Origin of the sequence: Pectobacterium cacticida (genome assembly GCF_036885195.1) — a bacterium.
GTDB classification, from domain to species: Bacteria; Pseudomonadota; Gammaproteobacteria; order Enterobacterales; family Enterobacteriaceae; genus Pectobacterium; species Pectobacterium cacticida.
In genome coordinates this window covers 2,911,477-2,927,537 of the sequence record NZ_CP133656.1, presented here as the reverse complement: position 1 = coordinate 2,927,537, position 16,061 = coordinate 2,911,477, and the positions used below count along the sequence as shown (strand labels likewise).

General features: G+C 53.2%; 12 protein-coding genes. 6 read left to right on the top strand and 6 right to left on the bottom strand.

Annotated elements, in window-relative coordinates:
- Window positions 1-64 precede the first annotated feature (64 nt).
- The 6 genes from degP to RFN81_RS13405 all read left to right on the top strand — a co-directional run bounded on the left by degP (window position 65) and on the right by RFN81_RS13405 (window position 7,177).
- A complete protein-coding gene (degP, locus tag RFN81_RS13430) occupies window positions 65-1,501 on the top strand; it encodes a serine endoprotease DegP (RefSeq protein ID WP_264496305.1) in 1,437 nt (478 codons plus the stop codon).
- Window positions 1,502-1,733: 232 nt separating this feature from the next.
- A complete protein-coding gene (locus RFN81_RS13425; protein WP_264498977.1) occupies window positions 1,734-2,891 on the top strand; it encodes a CdaR family transcriptional regulator in 1,158 nt (385 codons plus the stop codon).
- A gap of 438 nt (window positions 2,892-3,329) precedes the next feature.
- Entirely contained in the window at window positions 3,330-4,334 is a 1,005-nt protein-coding gene (locus RFN81_RS13420) for a sulfate ABC transporter substrate-binding protein (RefSeq protein ID WP_378929221.1), read from the top strand.
- A 154-nt stretch (window positions 4,335-4,488) separates the two neighbouring features.
- Entirely contained in the window at window positions 4,489-5,301 is an 813-nt protein-coding gene (gene cysT, locus RFN81_RS13415; RefSeq protein WP_264496303.1) for a sulfate ABC transporter permease subunit CysT, read from the top strand.
- A gap of 12 nt (window positions 5,302-5,313) precedes the next feature.
- Window positions 5,314-6,195: a sulfate ABC transporter permease subunit CysW gene (gene cysW, locus RFN81_RS13410; RefSeq protein WP_264496302.1), complete on the top strand. Its 882-nt coding sequence runs from the start codon at window positions 5,314-5,316 to the stop codon at window positions 6,193-6,195.
- Complete coding sequence (locus tag RFN81_RS13405) at window positions 6,185-7,177, top strand: sulfate/molybdate ABC transporter ATP-binding protein (RefSeq protein WP_264496301.1); 993 nt, start codon at window positions 6,185-6,187, stop codon at window positions 7,175-7,177. Before cysW ends, RFN81_RS13405 begins: the two co-directional genes overlap by 11 nt.
- A gap of 74 nt (window positions 7,178-7,251) precedes the next feature.
- Here RFN81_RS13405 and RFN81_RS13400 read toward each other — a convergent pair whose 3' ends face one another.
- The 6 genes from RFN81_RS13400 to iucA form a co-directional block, all read right to left on the bottom strand.
- Entirely contained in the window at window positions 7,252-7,686 is a 435-nt protein-coding gene (locus RFN81_RS13400; protein WP_264496300.1) for a DoxX family protein, read from the bottom strand.
- 353 nt (window positions 7,687-8,039) lie between these two features.
- Window positions 8,040-10,241 (bottom strand): ferric aerobactin receptor IutA, encoded by a 2,202-nt coding sequence (gene iutA / locus RFN81_RS13395; protein ID WP_264496299.1) that lies wholly within the window; start codon window positions 10,239-10,241, stop codon window positions 8,040-8,042.
- Window positions 10,242-10,262: 21 nt separating this feature from the next.
- Entirely contained in the window at window positions 10,263-11,597 is a 1,335-nt protein-coding gene (gene iucD, locus RFN81_RS13390) for an NADPH-dependent L-lysine N(6)-monooxygenase (RefSeq protein ID WP_264496298.1), read from the bottom strand.
- 3 nt (window positions 11,598-11,600) lie between these two features.
- Entirely contained in the window at window positions 11,601-13,334 is a 1,734-nt protein-coding gene (gene iucC, locus RFN81_RS13385; protein WP_264496297.1) for an NIS family aerobactin synthetase IucC, read from the bottom strand.
- Window positions 13,334-14,281 (bottom strand): N(6)-hydroxylysine O-acetyltransferase, encoded by a 948-nt coding sequence (gene iucB, locus RFN81_RS13380; RefSeq protein WP_264496296.1) that lies wholly within the window; start codon window positions 14,279-14,281, stop codon window positions 13,334-13,336. Before iucB ends, iucC begins: the two co-directional genes overlap by 1 nt.
- Entirely contained in the window at window positions 14,282-16,006 is a 1,725-nt protein-coding gene (gene iucA, locus RFN81_RS13375) for an aerobactin synthase IucA (RefSeq protein ID WP_264496295.1), read from the bottom strand.
- Window positions 16,007-16,061: the final 55 nt, after the last annotated feature.

Sequence of the window (16,061 nt, the reverse complement as noted above, 5' to 3'; positions counted from 1 at the left end):
TGTATCCAGGATCGGGTACGCCGGTCGTGAGACTCGCGTGTTGATTACTATGAGATAAATTCCTATGAAAAGAAAATCACTGGTTCTAAGTGCGTTAGCGTTAAGTCTGGCAATGACGATGGGCGTGACGACGGCGAACGCCGCCCAATCAGCCGCGTCTTCCGCCTCTGCGGGTCAATTACCCAGCCTGGCGCCCATGCTGGAAAAAGTTATGCCTTCCGTGGTAAGCATCTACGTGGAAGGGCACACAACGAATACGGAAAGAGACACGATTCCACAGCAGCTTCAGCCGTTTTTTGGTGAAAACTCGCCTTTCTGTCAGGACGGATCGCCATTCCAGTCCTCACCGATGTGTCAGGAAGGCGATGATGACGATCGGACGCCTCAGCAGGAGAATTTCCGTGCGCTAGGCGCGGGCGTAGTGATCAATGCCGAGAAAGGCTACGTAGTGACTAACAACCATGTGGTGGAACATGCTGATAAAATACAGGTTCGCCTTAGTGATGGTCGCAAGTATGACGCCAAATTGATTGGCAAAGATCCGCGATCGGATATTGCGCTGGTGCAGTTGAAAAACTTCAAGAATCTCACCGCCATCAAGGTCGCGGATTCTGATCAATTGCGTGTCGGTGATTACACGGTCGCGATAGGTAACCCCTATGGTCTGGGGGAAACGGCGACATCGGGTATCGTTTCCGCGCTGGGGCGTAGTGGCTTAAATATTGAAAACTACGAAAACTTTATTCAGACCGACGCGGCGATTAACCGTGGGAATTCCGGTGGTGCGCTGGTGAACCTACAGGGGGAATTGATTGGCCTGAATACCGCAATCCTTGCGCCAGATGGCGGCAATATCGGGATTGGGTTTGCTATCCCCAGTAATATGGTGAAAAGCGTTGTGGCGCAAATTATCGAATTTGGCGAAGTGAAGCGCGGAGAACTTGGTATCACCGGGACAGAACTGAATTCCGATCTGGCGCAGGCGATGAAAGTTGATGCACAGCGCGGGGCGTTCGTGAGCCAGGTGAAACCGAAATCGGCGGCCGATAAAGCTGGCATTAAGGCCGGTGATGTCATTGTTACGCTGAATGGTAAAGCAATCAGCAGTTTCTCTGCGCTGCGTGCGCAGGTCGGCTCGTTGCCTGTTGGCAGCAAAGTGGCGTTGGGGCTGCTGCGCGATGGTAAGCCGCTGACCGTTGAGGTGACGCTGCAACAGAGCAATCAGGCGCAGGTGGCTTCTGGTAATCTCTACGCTGGTATTGAAGGTGCCGAATTAAGTAATACGCAAGTCGACGGGGAAAAAGGCGTTAAAGTCGATAATGTCAAACCCGGCACCGCAGCCGCGAGGATTGGCCTGAAGAAAGGGGATATTATTCTCGGCGTTAACCAGCAGACCGTACAGAATATTGGTGAGTTGCGTAAAATCTTGGACAGCAAACCATCAGTATTAGCGTTGAACGTGCTGCGCGGCGGCAGCTCGATCTACTTGCTGGCGCAGTGATCGCGTGGAGTGACGTGCAAGCGAATCATTGCCAGTTAAGATGGTAAATGACCTTGATTATCCCGCCGGGCATCTAGGTGCCCGGCATAGCCACACTTTTCTTTAAAAGCGCTTTTGTGAGTTCTCCCACAGATTTCATCTAATTCCCCGCTCTTTGTAAGTTTGCACAATGTGTAGCGCGTCGTGTGGCGGTATGCTGGTGCAATTGTCAATGTTCCCCTTTGAGGTAAAAATGGCGTCTTATCATCTCAATGCCAAGATGGCGCAGGACATCGTCGCGCGAACCATGCAGATTATTGATAGTAATATCAATGTGATGGACGCGCGCGGTAAAATTATTGGCAGTGGCGATCAGGAACGATTAGGGGAACTGCACGAAGGGGCGCTGCTGGCACTCTCGCAAGGGCGCGTTGTCGACATTGATGATGCCGTGGCTCGCCACCTGCACGGGGTACGTCCGGGCATCAATTTACCCCTGCGCATTGATGGTGAAATTGTCGGTGTTATCGGCTTGACCGGGAACCCGGGCCAACTGCGACAATACGGAGAGCTGGTCTGTATGACGGCGGAAATGATGCTGGAACAGGCGCGACTGCTGCATATGCTAGCCCAAGATAGCCGTTTGCGAGAAGAGTTGGTGTTAAACCTGATTCGTACCGATGAGCTCTCTCCCGCGCTCATGGAGTGGGCGCAGCGTTTAGGCATCGATCTGAATAAGCCCCGCGTCGCAGCGGTGATCGAAGTTGACAGTGGACAGCTTGGCGTAGACTCCGCCATGGCCGAGCTACAGCAGTTGCAGACGTTGCTAACGACGCCGGAGCGTGACAATCTGATCGCCATCGTATCTCTGACAGAAATGGTGGTGCTGAAACCGGCGCTGAACAGCCATGGTCGTTGGGACGCAGAGGAACACCGGCGTCGCGTGGACACCTTGATGTCGCGTATGGCGGAAAGCAGTCGGCTACGGGTGAGGTTAGCGCTGGGGAACTATTTTGTCGGTTCTGGCAGCATCGCGCGTTCTTACCGCACGGCGCGAACCACGATGAGCGTGGGTAAACAACGTATGCCTGCCCAGCGCTGTTATTACTACCAGGATTTGATGTTGCCCGTATTGCTGGACAGCCTGCGCGGCGGTTGGCAGGCAAACGAGCTGGTGCGCCCGCTGGCAAAACTTAAGGCGATGGACAGCAACGGGCTGTTGCGCCGGACGTTGGGTGCCTGGTTTCGCCATAACGTACAACCCGGAGTAACGGCAAAAGCGTTGTTTATTCATCGTAATACGCTGGAATATCGGCTCAATCGCATTTCAGAGTTAACGGGGCTAGATCTGGGGAATTTCGACGATCGCCTGCTGCTGTACATCGCTTTGCAACTGGATGAAGAAGACTAGGTCGGTGGATTAATCCCACCGTCTTGTTGTTCCCTTCATTTCTCCCCGATACCGTTTGGCGCCGAGCCGTTTGTTTCAGGTAATAAATACGTATCGGCATCAGAATTGCTTAGACTGAAAACGATAACATAATCATTAACAATATAACGCGATTGCATAAATTATCGCGAAACAATATTTTTGCGCCTTTCCCATATCCACTATTGTCACTCTCATGTTGTCAGCCTGATATACCCATCATACTTCAAGCTGCATGTGCGCTGGCTTTCCTCGCTTACCCCAGTCACTCACTGACGTTAGCTTCTGGGGCTTTGTTGTGTCGCCGCCTTCTTGCAGCTCGGATTATTTAGGGTATCGCCGTACAAAAGGCGTCAGTCGGCCACATTCATCGAAATACTTTCAAGCAAGCATTAAGGTTAGGGAGTGATAAGAATGTCAATACGTCGTCTGGGGTTATCTGTCGCTACGGCGGCACTATTATTTTCGGGTATGGCCTCGGCGGCTACCGAATTATTAAACGTGTCTTACGATCCGACGCGAGAGCTGTATCAGCAATACAATGCGGCGTTTATCAAACATTGGAAAGAGACGACCGGAGAAGATATCACCATCAAAAATTCGCATGGTGGATCGGGAAAACAGGCGCGCTCGGTCATTGATGGTCTGCAGGCCGATGTCGTTACGCTGGCGCTAGCTGGCGACATTGATGCATTAAACCTGAACCAACCCTTGATCGACCCCAAATGGCAGGCGCGTTTGCCTGATAACAGCACACCTTATACCTCTACCATTGTTTTTCTGGTACGCAAAGGGAATCCGAAAAATATCAAGGATTGGGATGATTTGGTGAAGCCTGGGGTTGAAGTGATCACGCCTAACCCGAAGACCTCTGGCGGCGCGCGCTGGAATTTCCTGGCTGCATGGGCTTACGCCAAGGCACAGTCGGGTGGTAATGATGAAACCGCACAGAAATTTGTCACCGAACTCTACCGCCACGCGCCGGTACTGGACACTGGCGCACGTGGGGCAACCATCAGCTTTGTACAACGTCAATTGGGTGATGTGCTGCTGGCTTGGGAAAATGAAGCGTATTTATCCCTGAAAGAGCAGGGCGGCGATCAGCTTGAGATCGTTACACCGTCGCTGTCGATTCTGGCTGAGCCACCTGTGGCCGTCGTTGATAAAGTTGTTGAGCGCAAAGGGACGCAGAAACAGGCCGAGGCTTATCTGCAATATCTCTACAGCGATGAAGCGCAGCGAATTATTGGCAAAAACTTTTATCGCCCTCGTAACGCCAAAATTGCAGAAGAGTTCAAAGATCAGTTTGCCCCAGTAAATCTGGTCACGATCGATAAGGATTTCGGCGGTTGGAAAACCGCACAAGCCAGGTTCTTTAACGATGGTGGCGTGTTTGACACCATATTTAAAGAGATTAACCAATAAGTTGGCAACGTCTGACGAATTATGGCCGCTATCGCTTTAGCGGCTTTTTCAGGTAAATCGGCAGGCTGCGTCGTTGCCGATCTCTTTCGTCAAGTAGAGTGTGTCAGCAAGTCGTTGTTGGCTGGATAGCGAGTATAAAAATTAAAGGCACGGTATGTCACAGCGTTCTTCTTCAGTGATCCCCGGTTTCGGGCTAACGTTAGGGTTTAGCCTAAGCTATTTAGGATTAATTGTTCTTATCCCATTGGCTGGGATGTTTTTATATGCCAGCCAACTCACGCTTGGTCAATTTTGGGATTTGATCACCAGTCGTCAGGTATTGTTTTCTCTGCGGCTTTCATTTGGCACAGCGCTGGCTGCGGCCTTTATTAACGGTATTCTCGGGACGTTACTGGCGTGGGTGCTGGTGCGTTATACCTTCCCCGGTCGTAAAATAATTGATGCCATGATCGATATGCCTTTCGCGCTGCCAACCGCCGTAGCGGGGATTGCATTGACGGCGCTATATGCGCCAAATGGTCTGATAGGCTCGCTGTTTCCTTTCAAAATCGCTTACACCGGCATCGGTATCACGTTGGCGCTTATTTTTGTCACTTTGCCCTTCGTCGTCAGAACACTGCAACCGGTGCTGGCGGATATTCCTAAAGAAGTGGAAGAAGCGGCTGCCTGCCTTGGCGCACGTCCGCTTCAAATTTTCCGCCATGTATTACTTCCGGCACTTTTACCTGCGTGGCTAACGGGTTTTGCTTTGGCTTTTGCCCGCGGCGTAGGGGAATACGGTTCAGTGGTGTTTATCGCCGGGAATATCCCCTTTAAAACCGAAATTCTCCCGCTACTGATTGTGTCTAAACTCGATCAGTATGACTACAAAGGCGCAACCGGAATTGGCGTATTTATGCTGCTGGTTTCTTTCATTATGCTGCTACTGATTAACGTATTGCAGCGCCGCATTCAACCAAAACTGTAAGGGCGGGTTGTTATGGAACAGGTTATTTCCGCTCAGGCTAGCGCGGCAAAAAGAAAAAAACAGCCGGCAGCCTATTACATTCTGGTTTCGCTGGCGTGGGTCATCTTTTTCCTGATTTTGGTATTACCGTTGATGATGGTGGTAACTCAGGGTTTGGATAAAGGGGTTGGCGCATTTTGGGCGGCGATTAGCGAACCCGATGCGATCGCGGCGCTTAAGCTAACGTTACTTGCAACCGTCATTTCCGTGCCGTTAAACGTTGTGTTTGGGTTGGCGACAGCATGGTGCGTGACGAAGTTCGAATTTCGCGGTAAGAGCTTTCTGTTGGCGTTGATCGACTTGCCGTTTTCCGTCTCCCCCGTGGTTGCGGGGCTGGTGTATGTGCTGCTGTTTGGCGCGCAAAGCCAGATTTATCCCTTCCTGCTCGAACACGATCTGCAAATCGTTTACGCCGTACCGGGCATCGTACTGGCAACGATTTTCGTCACGCTGCCTTATGTGGCGCGTGAGCTGATTCCGTTGATGGAAGAACAGGGTTCTCAGGAAGAAGAAGCGGCAAGGTTGCTAGGGGCGAACGGTTGGCAAATGTTCTGGCACATCACCTTGCCGAATGTGAAGTGGGCGCTGATTTACGGCGTCGTGTTGTGTACTGCGCGTGCGATGGGGGAATTCGGCGCGGTTTCCGTCATTTCCGGTCATATTCGCGGTCTGACGAATACGCTGCCGTTGCATATCGAAATTCTTTATAACGAGTACAACATCGTTGCAGCCTTCAGTGTGGCGATTCTGCTGCTCATGATGTCGCTGGTGGTGCTGCTACTGCGGCAGTGGAGTGAAAGTAGATTGACGAAGCAAATACAGAAACAACAGGAGTTGGCCAAAGATGAGCATTGAAATTCGCAACATTAATAAACAATTTGGCCAGTTTCGGGCACTAAACGACATTAATCTCTCGATCCAAAGCGGTGAACTGGTGGCGTTGCTCGGTCCATCGGGCTGTGGCAAGACGACGTTGCTGCGTATTATCGCCGGGCTGGAACACCCGGATAGCGGCAGTATCATTTTTCACGGAAAAGATGTGTCCGTTCATGATGTGCGTAAACGCAACGTCGGGTTTGTCTTTCAGCATTATGCCCTGTTTCGACACATGACCGTGTTCGATAATGTCGCGTTTGGTCTACGAATGAAGCCGAAAAATATCCGCCCATCGAAGCGAGATATCGAAAAGCGAGTGCATGAATTGTTGGAGTTGGTTCAACTGGACTGGCTGGGGGATCGTTATCCCGAACAGCTTTCTGGCGGGCAACGGCAGCGAATTGCATTGGCGCGCGCGTTGATCGTCGAGCCGAGCATTTTACTGCTGGATGAGCCCTTCGGTGCGCTGGATGCCAAGGTGCGTAAGGAGTTGCGCCGCTGGTTGTCCCAACTGCATGAAAATATCGATCTGACATCGGTATTCGTGACGCACGATCAGGAGGAGGCAATGGAAGTCGCCGATCGTATTGTCCTGATGAACAAGGGAGTGATTGAACAAATTGGTACGCCAGCAGAGGTGTATGATAACCCGGCCAGTGAGTTTGTTTACCACTTCCTTGGTGACAGTAACCGACTGAAAGTGGCGCAAACGGAAGAAACGATTCTATTTCGTCCCCATGAAGTCGCGTTGTCTGTTCAGGCTCAGGATGGTTATCAGGCGGTGACGGTGCGCGATATTCGTCCGCTCGGCGCCTTAACTCGCTTGTCGTTAAAATTGGGTGAACAAGCGGAATTGATTGAAGCGGAAGTCGCAAAAGACGATGTGAGTCTGCAAGGCTTACAGAAAGGGGATGTCATTCAATTTAAGCCCAAACGTTATAACCACGATTGGGAAATCTAACCGCTAACCTCAGAGATAAAAAACCCGCCAAGGCGCGGGTTTTTTTAGTGTTAATACTTATCGTTAAAAAAATATTAACGATAAGCAGGATTTGAGGCAACAGAGTAACGGCCACTGCCAACTAGCATGATAATAATGCCGGTAAAGAAATAGAAAGCTTCAATCTCCAGCGCCCAGGCACCTACCTCGGTCAGGGTAAAGAATTTCCCCATGCCAACCATCAGCGTCGCAACGACCAGCGTTAGTGAAGCAATCAAGCCAGCAATACGGGTGAATACGCCCAAAATAATCAGGATTGGCGCAACAACTTCACCGATATAAACACCATAGGCGATGAAGCCTGGCAGACCGGCGCCCTGTAGCATCTGGATGATCCAACCTACGCCGTGCTCAACCTTTGCCACGCCGTGAAACAGTAGCAGAATACCCACGGTTAAACGCAGTAAAAGTTTGCCTGCGTCGGGATGATCGGTTAAACGTGTGAACCATTGATTCAACTGAGAAATCATAATAGCTAACCTCATGAATGAGCAAAACGCCTGTTTACACTGCTTGTTGACGATACGCAGCAGTGTCGTCTATTTGTGTGGAGAATAGAAACCAATAAATTTGACATTTTTTGTCAAAAAATTACGGTAAGACTGTTAACGCTGATGAACATAACGTCATGATTGCTAACCGCCTTCAGTCGATAGGATATTCTGATATTTTATCGCTGTGAGACGTTTCCTGCCGCGAGGTTGGCGGTAACAACTACTTTAGCTGGAATGATATTGCGTTTTTTAATAAACGGTACGTACTGGGCGCGTTGTTCCGGCGCGCGAGGGTAGGATTTGCCCGGCATGTGCCGGGCAAAATGGCATTAGAACAGAACTGAATAGTTCAGACCAAAGGTGCGGCCGCGGCCTTTGTAGTTATACAAGGAAGCTGGGCCGTAACCTGGGCTGTAGTACATCGGTGCGCGCTGCCCCCATACGGTGGAGTAGTCGCGGTCGAAGAGGTTTTCAACGCTGAAGCTAAGTTTACCTACCGGGAGCTGGTAGCTGCCGAGCAAATCGACGGTGGTATAGCCGTCAATACTGTTTCCCTTCGCGTCGCTCACATTGAAGGAGGTGGTGCTCTGTACGCGCAGGCTCCACGGATCCGGCGCCCAACCAATATAGGCTGTTGCTTTCGATGGGCTTGCCACTTTTACGTCATGTTTTTCCCAACTACCGTTCACTTTCGTCTCGGTTTTCAGTACGTTAAAGTTCGTGCCGATACTCCAGTCGCTATCCGGTATGAAGTAGTCCACCGCGCCTTCCACGCCGTAAATGCGGCGTTTGTCATCTAATACGCTGATGGTCAGATCCTTATTCGCCTCCACGCTCTTATCCGAAATTGAGTAATAGGCCGCGATTTGAGTATGCAGGTTGTCGCCGATATAGCGCCAGCCCAGTTCGTAAGAATCGACCTTCACGCCTTCCAACTTGCTATCGTCAACGTTTACGCTGTTGGTTAGAGGGAGGTGGCCGTTCAGCGCTGCGCCATAAGTGCCGCGACCGTAGTATTTACCCGGATCGGGCAGTTCTACGCCCTGAGAGAAGTTGAACCATGCTTGTTGGCGGTCGGTGAGGTGCATCAGTAGACCGGCGTTGAACAGGAAGTTGTCGTAATCGACCGAGCCGCCAGGAATAGCGTCGGCGGATGTCGCTCTTCCGGCAGCAATCTGCTGTTGCTGTGTATAGCCGATGAAATCATCAATCTTGTTCTCCGTGTACTGATAACGCACGCCGCCGCTGAGCGTAAAAGTCTCGTTGATGTCATAGCTCGATTGCAGGAGTGCAGCCAGGTTGGTGATGTCATACGCGGGATAACGCCCGGTGGTGTAAATCCTCTGGTTGTTCAGGCCGCCAGAAGCGCTTGCCTGGGCTAAATCGAAGAACATTTGGTTGGAGGTAAAACGCTCATGGTCGGCATCCAGCCCGTAGGTGATTTGCCAGCCGTCCAGCGGTTTGCTGTTCAGGGTCAATTTCATGCCGTACTGGTCAGTGTCCTGCTGTGACGAGGAGAAAGCCGTCGCCTGTTTGTTCGCATTGACGGTCGGGAACGGGTAAAACAGCAGTGACTCATCGCGGTAGTAAACCTGGCCGACCAGTTCCTGACCAAAGAAATCATTGTTGGAATACTGCAGACTGATCAGATGACGCTCGGTGCCGGGAATACGGTCAGAATTCAGTCCCTTACTGACATATGGTGTGCTGCCCCTGCTAATGGCGGAGAAATCTTTCCCGAGATTCAACCCGTAATCGTCATCGCCCTGGCTTTTATAATACTGCGTGATCAACTGAAGCTGCTGGGTTTCATCAATGTTCAGCGTACCGGTGCCCATGATGTCCAGACGATCGGAATACTGCAGGCCGGTCTGGGTATTATCGAGCAGAGTGGCATCGCCGTTACCGTCAAACCAGCCGCCAAACTTCTGGTAGGCTACGGAAACACGCCCGGAAATATGGTCATTACCGCCGGAGATGGCGCTGGCGATGCGTTCATCATGGTCTTTACTGCTGTTAAAGCCGCTTTTGCTGCCGGCCTCAAACTCTATCTGGGTTTCTGGTTGACCTTTTTTGGTCACGATATTGATCAGACCACCGGTACTGCCGCCGCCGAAGAGTGCCGTCGCGCCGGAGATCACTTCTACATGGTCAATATTGAAAGGGTCGATAGAGTCCAGTTGTCGGCTGTCGGTGCGTGAAGAGTTGAGACGCACGCCGTCAACCAACACGACTAGCGGCCGACCACGCACGTTCATGCCGTAGTTGGTGCGGCTCTGGCTACTGACGTCAAGGCCAGGAATCAACTGAGCCAATGCATCTTTTAGCTCTTTGCCGCCTCGAATCTGTTGCTCTAATTCGGCGCTTTCAATAACCCAGGTGGTTTGCGCCATTTCTGCCACGGTACGGTTGCTGCGGTTGGCTGACACCACGAGCGTCTCACCATCAGATTGTTGAGCGACGGCTGGCGTCATCATAGCGAGAAGCAGTGGGTTAAGAGCCCAAAGTGCATACTTTTTATTTATCATCATTATTCCCTCATGCGTGAAATATTAGTCCAAAGAGGCGGTGTAACGGGTTAAAGAAGCAGCCTTTGGCTGCGGTTTTTCTTGGCTGCTGCTGCGCCACTGAATCAGGGCGGGCGGCGTGCTGAGATCGAATAAGTCACGTCCTAGCGCGCGATTAAGAATACGGGCGGAGCGCCAGGCCATCAGGCTGAGCTGTGGCTCGGCGATGCCATGGGTTTGCATACTGGCGTTGACGGCGAAGATACTGTTCTCTTGTGGGCCGTTCCATTCCAGGGTGAAGTCGTCACGTACTCTGAAGTTGCACTCATCGCGCATGGCGATTCGCGACATCAACGGTGAGAGTATCTGCGGTAGCGCGGAACGGTAACCGGTGGCGAAGATCACCACGTCGCTTTCCAGGCTGTCATAACCATTATCAAGATGATGTTCTAGCTGCAGTAGCCAGCCCCTACTGCGGCTTTCAAGGCCGGTGGCCGAGCGGCTTGGTAGCAGACGGGCATTACGTGGTTGCCTTAGCACTTCGAAGCGGTGATACAACTCGCGATAGATAGCGAGTAACGAGTCGGCCGTAATACCGTCAGAGGTCATTTTCTGCTCATTGAGCATCTTCAGGCGTGTGCTTTCATCCAGGCCGACGAAGTCTGACACGTATTCAGGTGTGAAGTATTCGTTGGCGAATGCCGCCTCATCTAACGCGTTAAAGTTATTGCGGCGGGTGACCCAATTGATCTCCGCAACGTCGCCCCATTCTCCGCGCAGCGCATTGAGGAACAGATCGGCGCCGCTTTGTCCGCCGCCAACCACGGTAACCCGTTTGCCGCCGAGATCCGGCTGGCGCAGGCTCATTTCACTGGCGTGGAAGCAGGTTTGCGTTGTCTCTTTTACGCAAGGCGGCAGGTACGGGCGCTTGCCAATGCCAAGGCAGATATTGCGGGCAAAATGTTCTCCCTGGCTGGTCTGCGTCACAAAGCGCTGGTGTTTTTCGTCGAAGTCAATGCTCTCAACAGTATGATTGAAATGCAGATTGTTCATGCCCTCGGCGGCCCAACGCAGGTAGTCGGAAAACTCATCGCGAGAAACGGTACGTAACTCGGTAGTCAGGAAACGGTAGAATTTTTTGCGTTTCACCAGATAGTTAACGAAGCTGAATGGGCTGGTAGGCGCTACGGCACTCACCAGATCTTTCAGGAACATGGTCTGCATATGGCAGTCCGGCACCAGCATGCCGGGGTGCCAGGAAAAATGCGAGTGGCCGTCAAAGAAACGGCTGCTTAATCCCTTAGCCTCATGAGACAGCGCCGCGATGCTCAGGTTGAAAGGGCCGATGCCCACGCCAATAAAATCTACAGTGTTTGTCATGAATTAGTCCTTTGTTACCAGCCACAGCGGGTTTTGCAGATCTTCACGGTAATTCGGCAACATACGGTTGCCGCTGTCCTGGTCAGGCCAGGTCAGTTTTACCGGATTCAACACTACGCGAATGATTTGCGGCTTGAAGAGTGAGAAGATCGCAAAGCGCGCTGACATTTGTGGATGTTCCTGCATGTAGTCACTCAACACTGCTGCCAGCAGTTGATAAAAACGTTGCTCCGGTACGCCAAGGCGAGCCATCAGCGGCGAAACAAAGCGCAGCACCGTCACGAAGTGGCCAGTCTGCAAATCGTGAATTAAGTAGTCGGCGCTCAGGCGAGCGGTGACATCACGCACCTCCTGAGGCAGGGAGTCCATCTCCGGGAACGCATCCTGCACCAGTCGCATATCACCCTGGAAGTCTTTCAACAGCACGCGCTGCGGTACGCCCTCTTTCATGGCGAGCGTGATATTTTGTCCGTGGGCGATAAGCGCGACGCCGTAGCGACAAAGCAGGTGATACAGCGGGACCACTACCACCCTGAACAGTTGTGTGAGCCAGGTTTCCGCGTCCAGCCCAGAGCGGTCGATATAGGCGCCTATCAGCGGCTGATTGTTTTCATCGCACTCCATCAGTGTCGCCATCAGAATCGGACTTTCGTCCGGCTTCAGCCAGCGACACGGATTCTCACGCCAGATAACGCCGAGCATCTCCTGGTAGCGGTAGGGGGCCTGGGCAAGCGCGGCATAGCCTTCATGGGACACATAGCCTGCCGCCGGTTCACCGAGGATCACCGCGCCGCTTTGCTTAAGCGTGGCGTCAGTCGCAAAAACCTGTTGCAGCCAGCGTGAGGCCAGCGGCCCGGCGGCGATGTATTTGCCCGGAATCCCCCGGTAGCAGGAGGTGTTGTAGATGGTCAGCGGCAGCTTAATATCCAGCCCGCCCTGGCGACTGGCGTTGGTCAGGGTGCGCAGCGACTGCTGCGCGAGCCACAAGTCGCCAAACTCGCCGAGCGAAACCATCCTGCCTTCGGCAAGATCGGCGATGAAGTCGAGGGCGATTTTTTGCTGCCACTGCCACGGATGTACCGGTAGCGGCAGCCAGTCGTTATCCAGCCCGTTTTCCTGCCAAACCTGATTGAAGCGGGCAAACTCCTGCGGGTCCATCGCGGCCGTCAACAACTGCTGAATATCCAGCCCACTGTCGCAGCGCCAGACCATATGCTCACGTTTTACCGCCAGCCAGTGCAGTCTGAAGGTGTTGGCGTACTCTGGCGCATATCGCTCCAGCGCCTCTTTGCCCCAGCCGCGGCGGCCTTTATTAAAAGCGAATTTAGGATGGCCGCTTAGCAGGCATTGCAGGCGGTCGGCATCAAGATCAATCAGGTCACGGGCGCTCAGCCCGCGACGAGCCTTCAGCAATTGCAGGTCGCCCAGCAGCGTGGCATACAAATCCTGCATATGCTCGGCAACGGTGGCATCGCTCATCGACAGCACCGGCTTTAGCTGGATAAGTAGCGTTTGTGCCAGAACGGGTTCGTCCGCGCAGCGCAACGTTTGAGCATCAATCCACAGCCAGCCCCAGATGCCGCGTTCAGCGCTGAAGCGCCATTTTGCACCCGGCAGATTAATGCAGTAGCGACCATCTCCCTGGGATTGCGCGTGGAAAACCTGCTCATACTCCAGCTCGGCCAGCATCTTCGCCACCAACTGGCGGTTAACAAAATCCCAATCCTTGTGATTCATTACAGACCGACCTCCGTAAAGAAGTGATGGCGATCCGCCATGACCATGCGCGAGCGTTTGTGTGGGAAGTCGAACTCTTTTATTGTCCGGTATCCCGCAGGTTCAAGGTGGCGGAACAGGCGCTGGTTATCGGCGCGTGGCTCAAGTACGGTGCGCTGCGTGCGAGGCTCATCCAGCAGCAGGTAATGCGTCAGCCCGCGTAGCCAGCTTTGCACGTAGTGGGCTCCGCGCCATTGCTGTTCACCAACCAGCAGATGCAGGCCGCGGTCGAAGGGTTGCCACAAATAGTGGCGACCAATGCGGTCTTCCGCCGCCCAGTAAATTTCGAAATAGCTAAACGGCCGATCGTCGAAGCAGCCGATCAGCGGGAATGCATGACTACTGGTAAGCTGGCGCTCAAGATAGGCGATTTGCACCTCCAGCGAGCCGCTTTGCTCCCAGAAATACGCTACGCGCGGGTCGTTCATCCAGCGGGTAAAACACTCAGCATCAAGAACGGGATCGGCAACGCGGAAACTCAGTGTCTTGCGAACGCGTGGATCGTAACGGCGATAAACTTCGCCCTGCGGACGGGGCGGGCGCTGTGGGAAATAAATCTCACGTTCTGTATCAAAAACCATTTCGCCGCAGGCTCGGTTTGCCGGATAACCCAACCATAGCGGTAACTGCCAGAAGGCGGCGCGATGGACGATGTCGCTTTTTGCCTGTCCGAAAAGCGTCAGCGCCTGTGGCTCCTCGCGCCATTCTACATAGGGCAGAACGACCGCTGAAAGTTGCGGCGCCGCGATAAATATCTGATCCAACGCGTCGCGCAGCCACCCTGTCGGCAATGGTCCCGGCCAGTGCAGCACCGCGCTATTATCCAGCCCCCAGCTAAGATCCAGTGGCTTGGCGAGTTTTTCACAACGCAGTCCATATCCGCTGTGAACGATGTTTGCCTGAGACATTCAGCCCTCCTGAGCCAGCAGCGGGTTAGCGAAATCGAAGTAGATCACCGAGGGATCGACGATAGTGTTCTCGTTATGGTCGTTCAGATAACAGAAAAAGTTACCTTTTACGTTCCAGTACGGACTTTCCAGCACATAGTTGAGACAGGTTTTATGTGTCACCTGGTCACGCACTTCAGCCAGCAAAGCACGTACGCGACCCATTAGATTTTCTTCACTATCCAGCCCGGCGGCGCCCAGCGCGGCGGTCACGGCAAAAGTAGAGTTAACCAGCAGGTAATAAGGGAAGTAGCGCAGCAACTGCTCACGAGTGAAGACGTTTTCCGCTTGCGCTTCGCCAATAGTGTCGAGCCAGCCTGCCGCGTGAGGCATAAACGCGCTGCCCTGACAGTCCCGGTAGATAAGACCGACCGGTAGATCCCCAAGCATCTGGACCAAAATATTTTGCTGATGCGCTAGCAGCACCAGGCCGTAATCCGCTTCAGCCGTAAATAGCGGCCTTAGTACCTGCTGACAGTAAGCATCGACCCAGGCGTGGGCGGCCTGTTGCGCAGTGATGCCTAGGCGAGTGCTCAGGCGTTTTACCGCCGCAACCAGCAGCGAATCACCGCCATCCGGTGCGGCCTGCGTCAGGGATACCAGTACGTTAGTCTGACTTTGCGGCTGATCCACCAGCAGGTTTTCACGCAGGGCAAACAGGCTTTCCTGCATGATGTTGCCGTGGAGATCGCGCAGCCCGGCCCAGCCGTCCTCTTGCATCACACGGAACGTCGGGAAACGAGCCTGTAGCGTCCGCCAGTTATCGGTTTGCGCCAGGCGAGCCAGGCGCATTCCACGCTTCACTTCTTTCACTGACAGGGTACGGACGGAGTTGGTCAGGCGCACGCTCAGGGAGAATTTGATCATGTCGCGGCTGGTGGCGCAGTAGAGCGAGCGGGAAGAGGTGGTCGGTAGCCACGGCGTACCGGCCTCGCCTAAATCTTTAATCAGCCCGTTAGCGACAAGCTCCTGGCACCACACCTGCTGCAACAGATACTCCCCCTGCCACGGATGCAGCGGGAATAGCCATTGATTGTCGCTTAATTGGTTGAGTAACTGCGGCGCATTCTCTGCGGCAAATCGCGTCAACCGCTGTTGCAGGTTGAGATGCAGGCTTTCACCGGCGATCTGCGTTTTGTCCACGACAAACCACCGCAGCGGGAAGTGGGGCGCGAAGTCCGGCAGGTAGCGTTCGGCCTCCTGCTGGTTGAACGGTTCATGAGACTTGGGCGCCGGGTGAAAGGCGTGCCCGACCAACAGAGCCTGCTCGGCCTCGCCAAAGTTCAACGCCTTTTCACGCAGGGCTGCCCAGTCATGGCGGGCATCAATTGCCTGCTGCGTATGGGCGTGGCTTTCCATCACGCGCTGGTGGAAGGTTTCGCAACTGGCTGCGGGCAGCAAGAGTTGACGTTGGAGCTTATCAACAATAAGCCGTGAGAGGGTGGCGAAATCGACGGGATGACTGCCGGACGCCGTAACCAGACGAGCCGGGAATTCAAAGCGGTGATGTTGGGTTGGGGAGAAATAAACTACGCTGAAATGCAACGCCTGCTGTTCGTCCAGCGGGATAATTAATTCGGTTGGTTGGTATTCAGTCAGCCGCCAGTTTTTGATTTCACGAACCAGGGAATTCAGGAAGCACTGTGCAGCCACATCCAAGGCTGGCGCTTTAGTTGGCAAAGTCATAATCAAACAGATCCCACTCGTAACGATAATGTGAATTTTGCCGATAATGTTTCTC